At 52.7% G+C, this 13,947-nt stretch carries 15 protein-coding genes; 6 read left to right on the forward strand and 9 right to left on the reverse strand.

Annotated features, from left to right (window positions below):
- Positions 1–282: 282 nt before the first annotated feature.
- Positions 283–1,626: an NADP-specific glutamate dehydrogenase gene (gdhA, locus tag BTJ39_RS22120; protein ID WP_078004851.1), complete on the forward strand. Its 1,344-nt coding sequence runs from the start codon at positions 283–285 to the stop codon at positions 1,624–1,626.
- 205 nt (positions 1,627–1,831) lie between these two features.
- Here the strand turns inward: gdhA and BTJ39_RS22125 are convergent, their stop codons facing one another.
- From BTJ39_RS22125 to BTJ39_RS22145, 4 genes are all read right to left on the reverse strand, one after another.
- Positions 1,832–3,133: an MFS transporter gene (locus tag BTJ39_RS22125; protein ID WP_078004852.1), complete on the reverse strand. Its 1,302-nt coding sequence runs from the start codon at positions 3,131–3,133 to the stop codon at positions 1,832–1,834.
- Positions 3,134–3,136: 3 nt separating this feature from the next.
- Entirely contained in the window at positions 3,137–3,472 is a 336-nt protein-coding gene (locus tag BTJ39_RS22130) for a hypothetical protein (protein WP_078004853.1), read from the reverse strand.
- Between the two features lie 2 nt (positions 3,473–3,474).
- Positions 3,475–4,416, reverse strand: a complete 942-nt coding sequence (locus BTJ39_RS22135; protein ID WP_078004854.1) for a DUF6772 family protein — start codon at positions 4,414–4,416, stop codon at positions 3,475–3,477.
- Positions 4,417–4,705: 289 nt separating this feature from the next.
- Entirely contained in the window at positions 4,706–5,446 is a 741-nt protein-coding gene (locus tag BTJ39_RS22145) for a GntR family transcriptional regulator (RefSeq protein ID WP_078004856.1), read from the reverse strand.
- A gap of 433 nt (positions 5,447–5,879) precedes the next feature.
- On the opposite strand from BTJ39_RS22145, the gene BTJ39_RS22150 reads away from it, so the two are divergent.
- Genes BTJ39_RS22150 through BTJ39_RS22165 form a run of 4 tightly spaced genes read left to right on the forward strand, consistent with a single transcriptional unit; the run spans position 5,880 to position 8,359 of the window.
- Complete coding sequence (locus tag BTJ39_RS22150; protein ID WP_078004857.1) at positions 5,880–6,161, forward strand: PTS sugar transporter subunit IIB; 282 nt, start codon at positions 5,880–5,882, stop codon at positions 6,159–6,161.
- A 3-nt stretch (positions 6,162–6,164) separates the two neighbouring features.
- A complete protein-coding gene (locus BTJ39_RS22155) occupies positions 6,165–7,529 on the forward strand; it encodes a PTS galactitol transporter subunit IIC (protein WP_078004858.1) in 1,365 nt (454 codons plus the stop codon).
- 2 nt (positions 7,530–7,531) lie between these two features.
- A complete protein-coding gene (locus BTJ39_RS22160) occupies positions 7,532–7,984 on the forward strand; it encodes a PTS sugar transporter subunit IIA (RefSeq protein ID WP_078004859.1) in 453 nt (150 codons plus the stop codon).
- A gap of 42 nt (positions 7,985–8,026) precedes the next feature.
- The gene (locus tag BTJ39_RS22165; protein ID WP_078004864.1) at positions 8,027–8,359 is read left to right on the forward strand and encodes a MerR family transcriptional regulator; all 333 of its coding nucleotides are present in this window, start codon (positions 8,027–8,029) and stop codon (positions 8,357–8,359) included.
- A 20-nt stretch (positions 8,360–8,379) separates the two neighbouring features.
- Here the strand turns inward: BTJ39_RS22165 and BTJ39_RS22170 are convergent, their stop codons facing one another.
- A complete protein-coding gene (locus BTJ39_RS22170; RefSeq protein WP_078004865.1) occupies positions 8,380–9,126 on the reverse strand; it encodes a sulfite exporter TauE/SafE family protein in 747 nt (248 codons plus the stop codon).
- A gap of 91 nt (positions 9,127–9,217) precedes the next feature.
- On the opposite strand from BTJ39_RS22170, the gene BTJ39_RS22175 reads away from it, so the two are divergent.
- Positions 9,218–10,102, forward strand: coding sequence for a LysR family transcriptional regulator (locus tag BTJ39_RS22175; RefSeq protein ID WP_078004860.1), 885 nt, complete (start codon positions 9,218–9,220; stop codon positions 10,100–10,102).
- 51 nt (positions 10,103–10,153) lie between these two features.
- Here BTJ39_RS22175 and licT read toward each other — a convergent pair whose 3' ends face one another.
- From licT to BTJ39_RS22195, 4 genes are all read right to left on the reverse strand, one after another.
- Complete coding sequence (gene licT, locus BTJ39_RS22180) at positions 10,154–10,987, reverse strand: BglG family transcription antiterminator LicT (RefSeq protein WP_078004861.1); 834 nt, start codon at positions 10,985–10,987, stop codon at positions 10,154–10,156.
- Positions 10,988–11,143: 156 nt separating this feature from the next.
- The gene (gene surE, locus BTJ39_RS22185) at positions 11,144–12,016 is read right to left on the reverse strand and encodes a 5'/3'-nucleotidase SurE (RefSeq protein WP_078004862.1); all 873 of its coding nucleotides are present in this window, start codon (positions 12,014–12,016) and stop codon (positions 11,144–11,146) included.
- A gap of 21 nt (positions 12,017–12,037) precedes the next feature.
- Positions 12,038–13,360, reverse strand: coding sequence for an OprD family outer membrane porin (locus BTJ39_RS22190; RefSeq protein ID WP_078004863.1), 1,323 nt, complete (start codon positions 13,358–13,360; stop codon positions 12,038–12,040).
- Between the two features lie 491 nt (positions 13,361–13,851).
- On the reverse strand, positions 13,852–13,947 hold a 96-nt coding region (locus BTJ39_RS22195; RefSeq protein WP_139356339.1), incomplete at its 5' end, for an IS3 family transposase.

Below are 13,947 nucleotides of genomic sequence, written 5' to 3' on the forward strand. Positions count from 1 at the left end.
TAAACACAGCAATCTATTATTTACTGTGACAATCCTAAATCAGTTGAAACACCATATTAATATGAATAAAAAACCGTTATAATTTAATATTAAAAATGGATAGAATGTTCATTTCCTACCAAGAAGAAACTATCACTATCACATTGCCTCCAACTTATATTCACTATTGTTTCAGAAAATAAAGATGATATAGTCAATCAAACCCATATCATCATTTCCCGAACAGTTCAAATAACACTTACTTATTGTCGGGGTTAATCAGACGAGCATAAGGACTTTTTAATGGCAGGTTTTACCTCTCTGGCGTCGTTTCTGGACACCATTCAACAGCGTGATCCACATCAAATTGAATTTCAGCAGGCGGTACGTGAAGTCTTTACCTCACTGTGGCCATTTCTGGAACAAAATCCTCGCTATCAGCAGCAGGGCCTGCTGGAACGTCTGGTTGAACCCGAGCGCGCCATCCAGTTCCGCGTTGCCTGGACTGACGACCGCAGTCAGGTACAGGTAAACCGCGCCTGGCGCGTGCAGTTTAATTCTGCGATTGGCCCCTTCAAGGGCGGAATGCGCTTCCACCCTTCGGTCAATCTCTCAATCCTGAAGTTCCTCGGCTTTGAACAGACCTTCAAAAATGCGCTGACGACGCTGCCGATGGGCGGTGCTAAAGGCGGTTCGGACTTTAATCCAAAAGGCAAAAGCGATGCGGAGGTGATGCGCTTCTGCCAGGCGCTGATGACGGAACTATACCGCCATCTGGGTCCGGACACTGACGTGCCTGCTGGCGATATCGGCGTCGGCGGTCGCGAAGTCGGCTTTATGGCCGGGATGATGAAGAAACTCTCCAATAACACCGCCTGCGTGTTTACCGGTAAAGGCCTGTCGTTTGGCGGCAGCCTAATCCGTCCGGAAGCGACCGGCTATGGCCTGGTGTACTTTACCAATGCGATGTTAAAACGCCACGGCCTCGGTTTTGAAGGTAGCCGCGTCGTGGTTTCCGGTGCGGGCAACGTGGCGCAATATGCTATTGAGAAAGCAATGGAGCTTGGTGCGCGCGTGATCACGGCCTCCGATTCCGCAGGCACGGTGGTGGATGAAGCGGGCTTTACGCCGGAAAAACTGGCTCAGCTGGCGGAAATCAAGAACCAGCGTTACGGCACCGTGGAAGAGTATGCGCGCGAGCGCCAGCTGACCTATTTGCCCGGACAACAGCCGTGGAGCGTGCCCGCGGATATTGCCCTGCCGTGCGCAACGCAAAACGAACTGGACCTGCCGGCAGCACAGCTGCTGATCGCCAACGGCGTGAAAGCGGTTGCGGAGGGAGCGAATATGCCGACAACTATTCAGGCGACGGACGCGTTCCTTGAGGCTGGGGTACTGTTTGCGCCGGGCAAAGCGGCCAACGCCGGCGGCGTGGCAACCTCAGGCCTGGAAATGGCGCAGAATGCCGCGCGCCTGGGCTGGAAATCAGAGAAAGTGGACAGTCGATTGCAGCATATCATGCTGGATATTCACCACGCCTGTGTTGAGCACGGTGGAGAAGGCAAACAGACCCACTATGTCCACGGTGCGAACATTGCTGGCTTTGTTAAGGTCGCCGATGCGATGCTGGCGCAAGGCGTTCTCTAAGCCGGTTGCGGTGCCAACAGCGCGTTACGCCGGGATTCTCGCAGAATGTTGCTACGACGATCGGATGCAGTCTGCCAAAGTAAGCCGCCGGTAACGTATCACCAGCGGCGGGTTGCCGGGGTGCAAAGTAAGCCGCCGGTAACGTATCATCGGCGGCTGTCTGGCGGGGTGCAAAGGTCCGGGGCGGCTTAGCCGTGTAGAACTTTCAGTATTCTGCGGCGGTTTTTTCGTCGGGCCTGTGCCCTTTCAGGCCACGATGTCCGTCGCTTAACAACAAGGCGCCCAGCATTGCCAGCAGCGCCAGTACGACGGCATAGCCCGCAATAGGCCACCAGGCGCCGCCAGCGCTGCTTTGTAGTGCTACGGCGATAAACGGCAGAGTGCCTCCGGCAACGGCGCCGGCCAGCTCGCGGCTACTGGCCATGCCGGTATAGCGAATATGCGGGGGGAACGCCTCCGAAAGCATGGCGGCCTGTGCGCCCAGCATGGCGTCATTACACAGGCAGTAAATAAGAAACATCCCCAGCCAGATCATCCCCTGCTCGCCGGTATTTAATAGCATGAAGAACGGCGCTATCAGCAGCGCCAGTCCGCAGGCGCCAGCGATAAAGATCTTTCTGGCGCCATATCTATCGCTCAACGCGCCGGCGCCGGGAACAGTGACAAACTTGATGAAGTTACAGATCATCACCCCCATTACGCCAACGCTTTTATCAACGCCGACCTGCGCGACCAGATAAGTCAGGGCAAAAGCCGAAGGTAGATAAGAGGTGACGTTCGGGCCAATACTTAGCAAAAAAGCGCCTAAAAAATTGCGCGGTTTACGTTGAATAACCTCCATTAGCGGCATGCGTTTTTCCGACCGCGTGGCCTTAGCCGCGTTAAACTCAGGGCTTTCAGCGACGCCAATACGGATCCAGATACCGACGATGCCAATAGCAAAAGAGGCAATAAATGGAACCCGCCATCCCCAGCTCATCATGTCCTCTTTCGGCAATTGTTGAACGGCGATAATCGCCAGGCTGGCGATAATTGAGCCCAGCGCGTTGCCGGCGCCAGGGATCGACGCGAACAGCCCACGGTTTTTATGCCCGGCATGCTCGGCCGAGAGGAGTACTGCTCCTGAATATTCACCACCGGCAGCGAATCCCTGGCCCAGACGGCAGATTACCAGCAGGATCGGCGCCCACAGCCCGATGGTATGCCAGGCCGGAATAAGACCGATCAGCGTGGTAGAGGCCGCCATCAATATCAGGGTGAAAAACAGCATTCCACGGCGCCCCAGCTTATCGCCAAGCGAGCCAACGATCAGGCCGCCGAAGGGCCGGGCAAAGAAGCCAACACCAAAAGTGGCGAAAGAAGCCAGAATGCCATATGCGCCGCTCATCTGCGGGAAAAATACCTGGGGAAAAATGAGCGCGCTGGCCATGCCGTACAGGGCGAAATCATACCATTCAAGGGCCGTGCCCACGGTTGAGGCCAGGGCGGAACGTTTTGCATCAGACATAGCCTACCCCTTCAGTGCCAGATGTAGCGTGATCATCGCGGTTTGCGCCGCCCCTTCCAGCGTCAGCTCAAGGCGCAGCCAGCCGCCAAAATGAGACTGCGCGATGGCGGTCAATCCCGGCCCCTGTACCGATACAACGTCTCCCGGCGCATCCAGCCAGTGTATACCGTCGGGTGATATTTTTGGCCTGACCAATATGCGAGTAAAATCAGCCTGCTCAGAATGTACCGTCAGAAAAAATAGCGCTTCATCCGCCCAGCCGCATTCATAGGGTTCACTGGAAAAAATGCCGTCAATGGGCTGACGCATTTCAATAACTGAAGTATAAAACTCTTTCATTTTTATATGCCTTTATCTTCAGGGTTAATATAACCATCGGTAGAAATAACCACGGAATCGAGGTAAAGAAAAACCCGACGGTTAGCGCCGGTTTCAATAAAGAAAACGGGATTTAATAATCCGGTAATGCCTTTATATTCCTGTGCCATGGTGGGCTGCTTGCCACGCAGATCCATGACCTTATCCATACATTGCAACGCCACATATTCCCGGCGTGAAACGTCAATCGTCAGGCGCATATACATCCAGTTAATTTTGTCATCGGCCTCGTTAGCGACCAGCTCCTGATGTCCATCATCTATCCACTGAAAACCATCACCTCCGCCATCCGCCTGGCGTTGTCCATACCACTGACCGTCAACGCCAACCTTATGCCAGCCGTCATGGCCATAGTTCCAGCGCCGGTGATCGACCCCGTCGCTAACGCGAAAATATTGCCAGCGCTTAATCGATTCTCCGTCGGCGCTGTTAACGTAGCGCACGCCCGGCATCCAGCGATTTCCCTGACTTTGCAGGTCGATAAAGCAGCCAAAGGCCCGCACGTCCCGATCGCCGATACCGGCAACGGATGGCTCCGGCGTATAGGTGAACCAGGCTTCAAGCTGTAATAAATGCAGGCTACCGGGCACTGCCATGCGTTTAATCGCCAGCCCCATGCTTCCCGCCGCCGGCGGCTGATCAATGGGCGCGCTGTTAGCGCGGGTGGCGAGTTTAAGGCAGTGTCCACCGCTCATCGCTCCATGGGTGCCCATCATCGGAAAGGTGGCGGAAGAGAGCATCGTCGGCCCCCAATGGATCAGGTCAATTTCCTGCGAATGTGGCGCAAAATCAGATTTAACAAAATTAGGTCTTAAATCCAGCCAGCCATTATGGCCGCGATGAAACTCATCAAACGTTATAATTTTTTTTAGCGGATTAAACTTTGCCAGTCTGTAATCATCCATAGCGTATTCTCATATTTAAGGGACAGCGATACCGTCCGCTGTGCAGATGGGGTAGCGGGTTATTAAAGTAATTAAATTAGCGCGTAGCCTGAACGCTCACGCCGGTTAAGAGCGCGTTAAATAGCGTAATTAATTCCTTACTTACCGGATCGGAATAAAAATAAGCATAGTGGCGTTTTACTTGCAGGGTAAAGTCATCTGAAGCGGTTATGTGAGGAGTTGCACAAAATTGGTCCAGCCAATAATAATGAATCACTATTTTGGCCTGACCAATTAAGTTCTAAGAGGCTCAGCCGTCAGCGTCGAGCGGAGAGGAGTTAAACAAATAGCCGTCGAAATCCGCAGCTGCGGTATCTGCCAGCTTAAAAAGTTTATTTTTTACGTTTTCAAGGTGTTGCCACATCGCCCTCTTCGCGCCCTTCGCATCCCGGCGTTGAATCGCCTGCAAGATGCGCAAGCGATCCTCGAACCATTGCCAGCGAGCGCTGAAATCACTGGTATCCTGATGCTGGTTTTGCCACATCCCCGAGCGGCTGCGCAGCTTCCAGCTCTCCTGAACAATCGCCACCAGCGCGGCGTTTTGCGTCGCCGATGCCACGAGGTAGTGAAAATGCTCATCGGTGTCATCCGCGATATAGCCTGAGGAAAGCTGCTCCCGCTCCAGTTCGATGGCATTGCGCAGCTCGGTGATATCACTTTTTGTTGCCTGCAATGCGGCAAAGGAGGCGATCTCGCTTTCCAGCAGTTGCCTTGCCTGCAGCAGTTCAAATACCCCGCAGCTAACGCTATCAGATAAGGGAGACTCACCTGATTCGCGCGGCGCAGAGGCAAGTACATACACCCCGGAGCCTTTCCGAATTTCAATGCATCGCTCCACTTCCAGCAGAATAAGCGCCTCTCTGACGACGCTACGGCTGACGTTGAACTGACTGGCGATATCGCGCTCCGCAGGTAACTTATCGCCTGGCTGGTATGTCCCACGGTGAATGGCATCACGCAGCTGTTGACCAATCTCCTGATAAAGTCTCATGCTTTTCATATCCACTTAGAATAACGACTCTGGCCTGACCAAAAGCCCCGCATTCGGTCAGGCCAATATTGATTTCATCATAGCGCCTGCGACCGTGAATAGCCAACCTCAGCGCATCTGACGATATCGACGACTGCAAGGTCATTGCCAGCAGAAGCCTGCAGACTGCCCGGACAATTTTGCCCGCATTATCGCGGCAAACACCACGGCCCGTCGCGCTGCGCCATGTGAAGATTACACAGTTAGCCACACGCCTTAACTCAGCACAAAAAAATAACCTCATGATTTAAAAATAAAGTAATCGCTCAATCGGTCTTAGATATGATGCGCCTTGCGCCAATTGTGTATTCAATGTGTAATTTTACACACAGATCACACTTCCCCGTTCATTTGCATGCTTTAATCTCCCCAACAAACAGCAAGGGGTACACAAATGAAACATATTATGATTTGTTGCGGCGCTGGCGTGGCAACCAGCACGGTTGCGTTAAATAAACTGCAGGACTTCCTGAAAAAAGAAGATCTACTCAGCAAGGTGCGTATTTCCCAGGGCACGGTTGCGGAGGTGAAAACCCGCGATGATATTGATTTTATCGTTTCCACCTCCCCGGTTTCACTTAACGTGCCGGTGGTAAATGCGCTGCCGCTGCTGACCGGTATTGGTGCAGATAAAGTTTTTACTAACGTCAAAGAGTTAATTCTCGCCGGGAGCTAAGCAATGTTTATTATCGATTACATTGTCAATCTGGGGGCGTCGGTAATGATGCCGCTGATATTTATCATCCTCGGCTTAATATTACGCATCCCGCTTTCAAGAGCGATTAAAGCCGGATTGATGGTCGGTATTGGTTTTATTGGTCTGAGCATTACCGTTAACCTGATGATTGACTCATTGACGCCGGTCAGCCATGCCATCGTCGATCGCTTTGGCCTTAACTTTTCAGTGCTGGATGTCGGCTGGCCGGCTGCGGCGGCCGTAGCGATGGGCACCCGCGTTGGCGCGCTGGTTATTCCGGTGTGCGTCGCGATTAATATGCTAATGCTGTACACCAAAACCACCCGGGTGCTTAACGTTGATATCTGGAATCTTTGGCACCACGCTTTTACCGGTTCGCTGGTGGCAATTATTACCGACAACCTGTGGCTGGGTATTTTTGCCGCCGCCCTGAACTGCATAATCACCATGATTATTGCCGACCGGACCAGCGGCGACGTGGAAAAATATCTGAATCTGCCGTCAATATCCGTGCCGCACGGTTTCTCGGTTTCATTTGTGCCGGCTGCCTGGCTGGTTAATGCCATTGTCGATCGCATTCCGCTGGTGCGGGATATAAAAATTGATACCGAGGTCATTCAAAAGCGACTGTCTATTCTTGGCGATCCGGCCTCGCTCGGCGCAATTATTGGTGCTCTGCTGGGGATCATTGCCGGCATCGAAGTTAAGATGATTTTGCAAACCGCGATTACGATGGCCGCCGTGATGACCATTATTCCCCGCATGGCGAAAATGCTGATGGAGGGGGTTTATCCGATTAGTGAACGCATCCAGGAAATTGCGCAGTCAAGGGCCGGTTCCTTCGGCAAAATAGCGATTGGTCTCGACTCAGCCGTCAGCGTCGGCCACCCGGTTACGCTGTCAGTATCGATGCTGATGATCCCGATAATGCTGGTTCTCGCCGCTATCGTACCCGGTAACCAATTCCTGCCCTTCGCCTCGCTCACCGGTTTACCTTTCGCCTTTGTGCTGGTCACTGCCGTTTGCCGTGGCGATATGTTCCGCACCCTGCTGACCGGCCTGCTGACGCTGAGTCTGGCGCTGCTGATTGGCACCAGCCTGGCGCCGATTGTTACCAGCACCGCGGTCAGCACCGGATTCTCACTTCCCCAAGGTACAACCAGCATCAGCAGCGTTGATTACGCCGGCGCCATGCTGCCGTGGGTAATTATCCAGAGCTTCTACTTTAAGGCAATCGGCGTGGGTATGCTGAGCCTGGGTACGCTGGGACTGCTGCTATGGAACCGCCGTAAGCTACAAAGGGAAAACGCGCTGCAGGCTGAGGCCGCACAGGCAGAAGGAGAATAACCATGTTCAGCGCACAGCGTGTATTTAAGTTCAACCAGTCCATCAGCCGTGACGGGATGCTAAAACAGCTGGCGGCAAGCCTGCAGGCGGACGGGCTGGTAAAACCCACCTTTACTGACGGCGTGCTGGGTCGGGAACGGGTTTACCCTACCGGTATTTTTATGGAAACCCATAGCATTGCCATTCCGCATACGGAATTTGAACATGTACACCGCACCGGCTTCGCGATTGCTATCAACCAGTGCGGCGTCGCGTTTCACCGCACTGATGAACCTGACGAGGTCGTGGTCCCTGACATTGTCATTATGATGGCCATCGACCCGAACTGTGAAAAAGTAGCCATTATTCAGTCGCTGTTTGCGTTACTGTCAGAACAGGATCGGGTTCACCATATTGCTAAACTGGCGCCGGAGGAGATAGCAAAAGTATTCAAGGATGCCATCGTCACACGTTAGAATAGCCCTGATATGAGTGAGGCGGAAAAGCAAGGGAAACAGATGCTGCGAATCAGCGATGTCATTGAGTTAGCGATGGTCAGCCGTAAAACCATCTACAATGCGATCAACAGCGGTCGGCTGAAATATCAGCTGGTTACGGTTGATAATCGCCAGGTTCGGATGTTCCATGAGGAAGATGTTTTTAGTGCGTTCCCTAAAGCCAGCCGGACGATAACGCACGAGCAGGAAGTGCAGGATCTGAGGGAGGAAGTCGCCTCCCTCAAGTTTGCCCTTGCTGAACTGCAAAAAGCCGTCGAAGCGATGGACCCTAACGGACAGTATGAAATGAAATCGCTCAAAGGCCAGCCCGGAAAACCTGGCGATGAGGAATAATCGCAGCCATGGCTGGCACTTCAGAAGACGGCTTTCAGCACCAGCTCCAGACCCAGCAGCAGCAGAAATAAAAGGAAGCACTGGCGAAAACGCCGGGGGCTTATTCGCTCCCGTATGCGCTGCCCTAATGCCATGCCAGCCAGCGCGGGAACCAGCGCCAGAGCCGACAATGCCAGCAGTTCTCCCGCGAAAGCACGCTGGCTAAACAGGCCGCCGGCCAGCGACAGGGTCGAAACGGTAAACGATAAACCTAAGGCCTGTACTAAAGCATTCTTATCCAGCTTCAGCGCCTGCAAATAGGGCACCGCCGGTATCACGAAAACCCCGGTAGCACCGGTTATCACGCCGGTAATTAAACCGATAACCGGTGATAGCCAGGGTTCAACAGCGGATTTCACCGTCACTGACGGAGAAAGTAACGCATAGCTACCATAGCCTATTAGCGCGCTTCCAAGCGCAAGGCCGGACCAGCGTGGATCAACGCGAGTGAGCAGTGCTGCCCCGCTTACCGTACCCAGCACGATCCCCAGCATCATGGTCCGTAAGCGGCGCCACAGCGGGCCGATGGCGCTGGCGCTGAATAACTGCCAGATATTGGTAACCAGCGAAGGGATTATCAGCATCACCGCCGCGTCCGCAGGCGGCATAACGCTGCCCAGTAAGCCCATGGCGACGGTAGGCAGGCCCATGCCGGTGACACCTTTAACCAGCCCAGCCAGCACAAAAGTCACGCTCAGCGTGAGAAGAAGAATCTGCGTATCATTCATCGTCATATTGAAACCCACCGCCGACGACTGCACAATGTGGTTTTAGCATTCAAGCCTTCGGCTAAGCCGAAGGCTTAATGGAGCTAATCCCATGCATTTTGACCTCGCCGACCTGCGTTTATTTTTATGCGTTACCGATGCAGGCAGCATTACCGCTGGTGCGGCGGCTGCCGGCCTTGCGCTGGCCTCAGCCAGCGAACGGCTGCGCAATCTTGAAGCGGAAGTCGGCGTCAGCCTGCTTACCCGCCATGCACGCGGCGTGGTCACGACGGAGGCGGGAGAAGCCCTCGCTCACCACGCCCGCCTGATCCTGCAACAGCGAGCGGTGCTGGCCGGGGAGCTGCAAGGCTTTGCCAGCGGCGCACGCGGCACCCTGTCACTGTATGCCAATACCGCCGCGCTGACAGAATTCATCCCGCAGCGCCTCGCCGACTGGCTGGCGGCCAGGCCAGAGCTGCACCTCGACCTTAAAGAGCGCACCAGTCAGGAGATTGTACGCACGATTGCCGCCGGACTGGCCCAGGCCGGGATCGTGTCTGACGCGGTGGACAGCGAAGCACTGCAATTACAGCCGGTGGCGCAGGATCATCTGGTGCTGATTGCGGCCCGTACTCATTCTATGGCGGCCCGGCATAAGCTCCATCTGGCTGATGTGCTTAGCGAAAGATTTGTCGGTCTGGCGGCGGAAAGCGCCCTGCAGCAACATATTGACCATCACGCCCGGCGCTGCGGGCATCCGCTCGCGCTACGCGTACGGATGAAAACCTTCGAAGGCCTCTGCAATATGGTGGCCCACGGCGTCGGTCTCGGCATCGTGCCGCAAAGCGTCGCCATTCGTTATGGCAGAAAATATGGTTTCCGCCAGATAGCGCTACAGGATCGGTGGGCGCAGCGTCAGCTATGCCTGTGCTACCGCCACTGGGACGAGCTGTCGTCAACAATGCAGAGCCTGCTCAACCACCTGGGCGCCCGTTAAGACTGAGCGGCACAGATGAAACCAGCCTGTCGCCCTTTGCCGTCGCTGCGATTAGCGCCCCTCTTTTCTTACGCGTTCAATGTGGAGGGCAAGAAACATCACTTCTTCGCTGGTCAGCTTTCGCTGATAACGCTGCTCGAGATGGCGGGCAATATTTTCGGCGCAGCGCCAGGCCCGGGGATAATATTGCTTAACCGCGCTGTGTAAGGTGACATCATCGTCGGCCACCACGGTGCGGGTCAGCATACGCTGAGCAAAGAACTTCAGATGGATAACAAAGCGCTGATAGCTTAACGATTCCTCATCGTATTCCAGCTGCAGCTGATATTTAACCAACTGCAGGATCTCCTGCATGACGCGGGTAATGTGCATAACCTCCGGCATTTCGCTGTTAAGCTGCCCGGTAACCAGATGCAGCGCAATAAAGCCGGCTTCATCCTCTGCTAACTGCACGCCAAGCCGCTGTGCGATGATCTCCAGCGCCTGCAGCCCGATCGCATACTCTCGCGGATAAAGACGCTTTATCTCCCACAGCAGGACGTTCTTAATTTCAACGCCTTTGCTGTGCCGTTCAATGGCGAAGTTGCAGTGATCGGTAAGGGTGATATACAGGCTCTCATGCAGATTGCCCAGCCTGCTGCGGGCCAGCTCAATAATGCGATCGCAAGTGGTCATCACCTCCAGCGGGATCTGACCGAGCAGCTCCCCCAGACGGCGACTTAACGCACTGCTTTGCAGGTGAAACACCTTCTCAATTTTAGTTTCGTCCAGCCGCTCTCCTGGCCGTTTCTGAAATGCCAGACCGCGCCCCATAACCACCTGCTCGTGCTGGTGTTCATCGCGCACCATCACGACATTATTATTAAGAACCTGGCTGATTTTCATCCTTTCCCCGGAAACAAAAAAACCTGAATCCCGGCAACGCCGCAAGAATCAGGTTTTGTATGCGAACGCATATAGTCCATTTGCGCCAGACTATCACACTTCTATAACCACACTAAAGGTATGGCTTGTAACAGCATGCTGAAATTCAGCGCATCGCTATGGCAGTAATTTACGCAGCGCGCCTTCATGCTCAGGCGCATTCCAGGAGCCGTCGAACACCGTCCATGTGATATAGCCTTTATCCAGCCAGCCGCTATCGGTATCGCTATCAGTTTTCTTTGACGAAGCCTCGCTCATAATTTGCTGAGCCCGCCCGTCTGATAATATTTTATAAGAAAACTGTGGCGTCGGATGCTGCTCGTTACCCACGTACTTAATCCCTTTAATCGCAGATTCAGGCAGCGCCGGATAGTTGATGCTCAGCCCGATGCCGCCCGGTAGCACCGGCGTTCCCGGCTGCCATTTGCCATGCAGTTTATCAACCAGCGTCACCACATAGTTGACTGACTCAGGCCAGTATTTTTTGGTGCTTGGCCAGCCCGCCTTCATCTCTTCTGTGGTCATGATATAGCCAATGCTGGCGGCAATGGACGGGTAGCCGTAACGCAGCGCGCGCGCCGCGGCGGACAGAGTGCCGGAGTTCATCTGTGCCGCGCCGGTATTGGGGCCATCATTAACCCCGGAAATGACCAGGTCGGGCGGATTATCTTTCAAAAGCCCTAACAGCGCGAAATCAACCGAATCAGCCGGCGTGCCGGGGAAACAGAAACGCTGTTTTACCAGCTGCTTCACGTCAAAAATTTTATTCGGCTTAAAGGTAATTGCTGAGCCAATGCCGCTTTGATTCGTGGCCGGCGCCACCATCCAGACATCGTAACCTTTGGCTGCCAGCTTTTCCTGCAAAGAGACAGTACCTGGTGATTTGCAGCCATCATCATTGACCAGCAAAATACGCATCGGCCGGTCTGCCGCATTAACGCCCGCACTAAAGCAACCGGCCAAAGCCAGTGTAATTAATAATTTTTTCATATTTCCCTCTGGTTTAAATAATTAAAGTATGCCAAATCGATACTCTACGGTGACGCCGCCACCAATACCCTGCGAGCGGTGGTAGCCATTTTTATCCCCCGTCAACCAGGGATTGCCCTTATCCAGCTTCCAGCTGTAAGCAGGACCAAATGCAGCGGCAAAAGAGAAGCCTTTAATTTGTTTCGGCGTCCAGCGAAAATAGCCGCCATATTCCCACTCTTTTAATGAAACCCCATGGTATTTAACATCCCAGCCATAATAGCCGTAGGTACCCACGGAAAATTCTTCGCTGAATGCATACTGGCTATACAAATAAAGCATCTGCTCGCCATTGTTAATATAATCATTTCCCGGACCATCGGCCTTACTGTTAAATGCACCACGGGTATTTCGCCCTAAATGCCAGTAAAATCGTCCAAGTCCATCATCAAGGTCGGCTTTAGTTTTCGACCAGCCAAGACCAGATTCGACGTTTTTATAACGGTATCCTACTAAACCATAAATATGCTGTGCGCTGTGCGAAAAGCCTCGGGTTCCCTCCCACTCGCCCAATCCTTTGTTATAGTAATAAACGCCGCGAAATAGCAGATCGGAATCGGTGCTTACAGCTAAACGACCTTCCGCTTCAACACCGTGGCGCATAATATAGTCTTTACTTTCACCAACAACATAAGTTAATGAATTACCCTTTGAGGGACGCCAGCTAATATCACTCGTGGCGATATAAGGTATTTTTTTATGTGATGAAAGCGTATAAAAGTGACGCATTTCAGGCTCATCACGCTCTGAGAAACGATTAACGACAGCCGCACGAAAAACAAATTGATCCCAGCCACTTACCAGGCTGACCCCCTCCCAACTGCTGGGAGCCGCGCGACTGCGCGTCACGTTGAGAATTCCGAACTTATACAGCTGCTTCCAGCCCAGATTAACGTGGGCATAGCGTTGTTTATTTCCCCAGCGGGCCTTTGCGTAGAACTGGCCGAATTTATTAAACCCCTCGGCATGGCCATTATTATCGCGGACCAGGTCTCTGGGGGCAAAACTGTTGTTGGCATAAAGCTTTTCGACGTCATACCAGGAAACGCCGAAGCCGAGGGTATCTCGCCACCATCCGCTGTCATAATCTACCAGCACCGCCTGAGCCCACGCGGCCTGATCGCCCATCCCTATCTGCGAAAGGCCATCGGTGCCGTTCAGCATCCAGACATTTTTTAACCTAATGTCCAGCTTGCTGTCTTCCAGTAATCCATCACTATTGAAAGGTAATGCCACCGCCCCGCAAGCTGCGAAGCTACATCCGGACAGTAGCGCCAAGGGAAGGCCTATATTTTTTATTTTCATCGTTATCATCCGCTGATTTCTACGAAATAATTACCCTGGTGTTAATGCAAAGTAATAATTTTAGCGCCTCCTTTTTTAAAACAAAAAAACCTAAGCGGCTGAATTACCCTTTCAGGTAACTCGGCCGCTTAGGTTTTGCCTGTATTGAGTAACAACCCTAAGTGAATGGAATGGAATCTACCACCGGAGAACGTAATTATCTACATTAAGAAAAATTGTTTGTTATTTCTGTGAAGGCCGTCATTATTGAATCCACTAATTAACAGTAGTAAAAACAAGGAAAGATCGACATACAACCATAAGATTATTTTAATAAACAATATTTAATATTATACAGAATAATTAATTAAAAAAATAAGAAGAATGACTTATTACGAACGCTATTGAGGTGCTGGATGAATATGAATCTGGCAAGAGGATAACAAAGCGTTAATTTAGCAGACACCCGGGTAAGATGCTGTTTGATCCTACCCACGTAATGTGGACACGCCCTAAGCGAGGATTTGGTTTTCGAACTGTTCCGGGCTGATACCACCGCAGGCACTGTGGCGACGCCAGCGATTGTAATCACACTCGATATAATTGAA

The organism is Izhakiella australiensis, from assembly GCF_002006995.1.
Lineage (GTDB): Bacteria > Pseudomonadota > Gammaproteobacteria > Enterobacterales > Enterobacteriaceae > Izhakiella > Izhakiella australiensis.

What these genes read in the sequence shown, in the direction of transcription:
- gdhA (WP_078004851.1), top strand. Translation starts at nt 283, where the DNA reads ATGGCAGGTTTTACCTCTCTGGCGTCGTTTCTGGACACCATTCAACAG.
- BTJ39_RS22125 (WP_078004852.1), bottom strand. Translation starts at nt 3,133, where the DNA reads ATGTCTGATGCAAAACGTTCCGCCCTGGCCTCAACCGTGGGCACGGCC.
- BTJ39_RS22130 (WP_078004853.1), bottom strand. Translation starts at nt 3,472, where the DNA reads ATGAAAGAGTTTTATACTTCAGTTATTGAAATGCGTCAGCCCATTGAC.
- BTJ39_RS22135 (WP_078004854.1), bottom strand. Translation starts at nt 4,416, where the DNA reads ATGGATGATTACAGACTGGCAAAGTTTAATCCGCTAAAAAAAATTATA.
- BTJ39_RS22145 (WP_078004856.1), bottom strand. Translation starts at nt 5,446, where the DNA reads ATGAGACTTTATCAGGAGATTGGTCAACAGCTGCGTGATGCCATTCAC.
- BTJ39_RS22150 (WP_078004857.1), top strand. Translation starts at nt 5,880, where the DNA reads ATGAAACATATTATGATTTGTTGCGGCGCTGGCGTGGCAACCAGCACG.
- BTJ39_RS22155 (WP_078004858.1), top strand. Translation starts at nt 6,165, where the DNA reads ATGTTTATTATCGATTACATTGTCAATCTGGGGGCGTCGGTAATGATG.
- BTJ39_RS22160 (WP_078004859.1), top strand. Translation starts at nt 7,532, where the DNA reads ATGTTCAGCGCACAGCGTGTATTTAAGTTCAACCAGTCCATCAGCCGT.
- BTJ39_RS22165 (WP_078004864.1), top strand. Translation starts at nt 8,027, where the DNA reads ATGCTGCGAATCAGCGATGTCATTGAGTTAGCGATGGTCAGCCGTAAA.
- BTJ39_RS22170 (WP_078004865.1), bottom strand. Translation starts at nt 9,126, where the DNA reads ATGAATGATACGCAGATTCTTCTTCTCACGCTGAGCGTGACTTTTGTG.
- BTJ39_RS22175 (WP_078004860.1), top strand. Translation starts at nt 9,218, where the DNA reads ATGCATTTTGACCTCGCCGACCTGCGTTTATTTTTATGCGTTACCGAT.
- licT (WP_078004861.1), bottom strand. Translation starts at nt 10,987, where the DNA reads ATGAAAATCAGCCAGGTTCTTAATAATAATGTCGTGATGGTGCGCGAT.
- surE (WP_078004862.1), bottom strand. Translation starts at nt 12,016, where the DNA reads ATGAAAAAATTATTAATTACACTGGCTTTGGCCGGTTGCTTTAGTGCG.
- BTJ39_RS22190 (WP_078004863.1), bottom strand. Translation starts at nt 13,360, where the DNA reads ATGAAAATAAAAAATATAGGCCTTCCCTTGGCGCTACTGTCCGGATGT.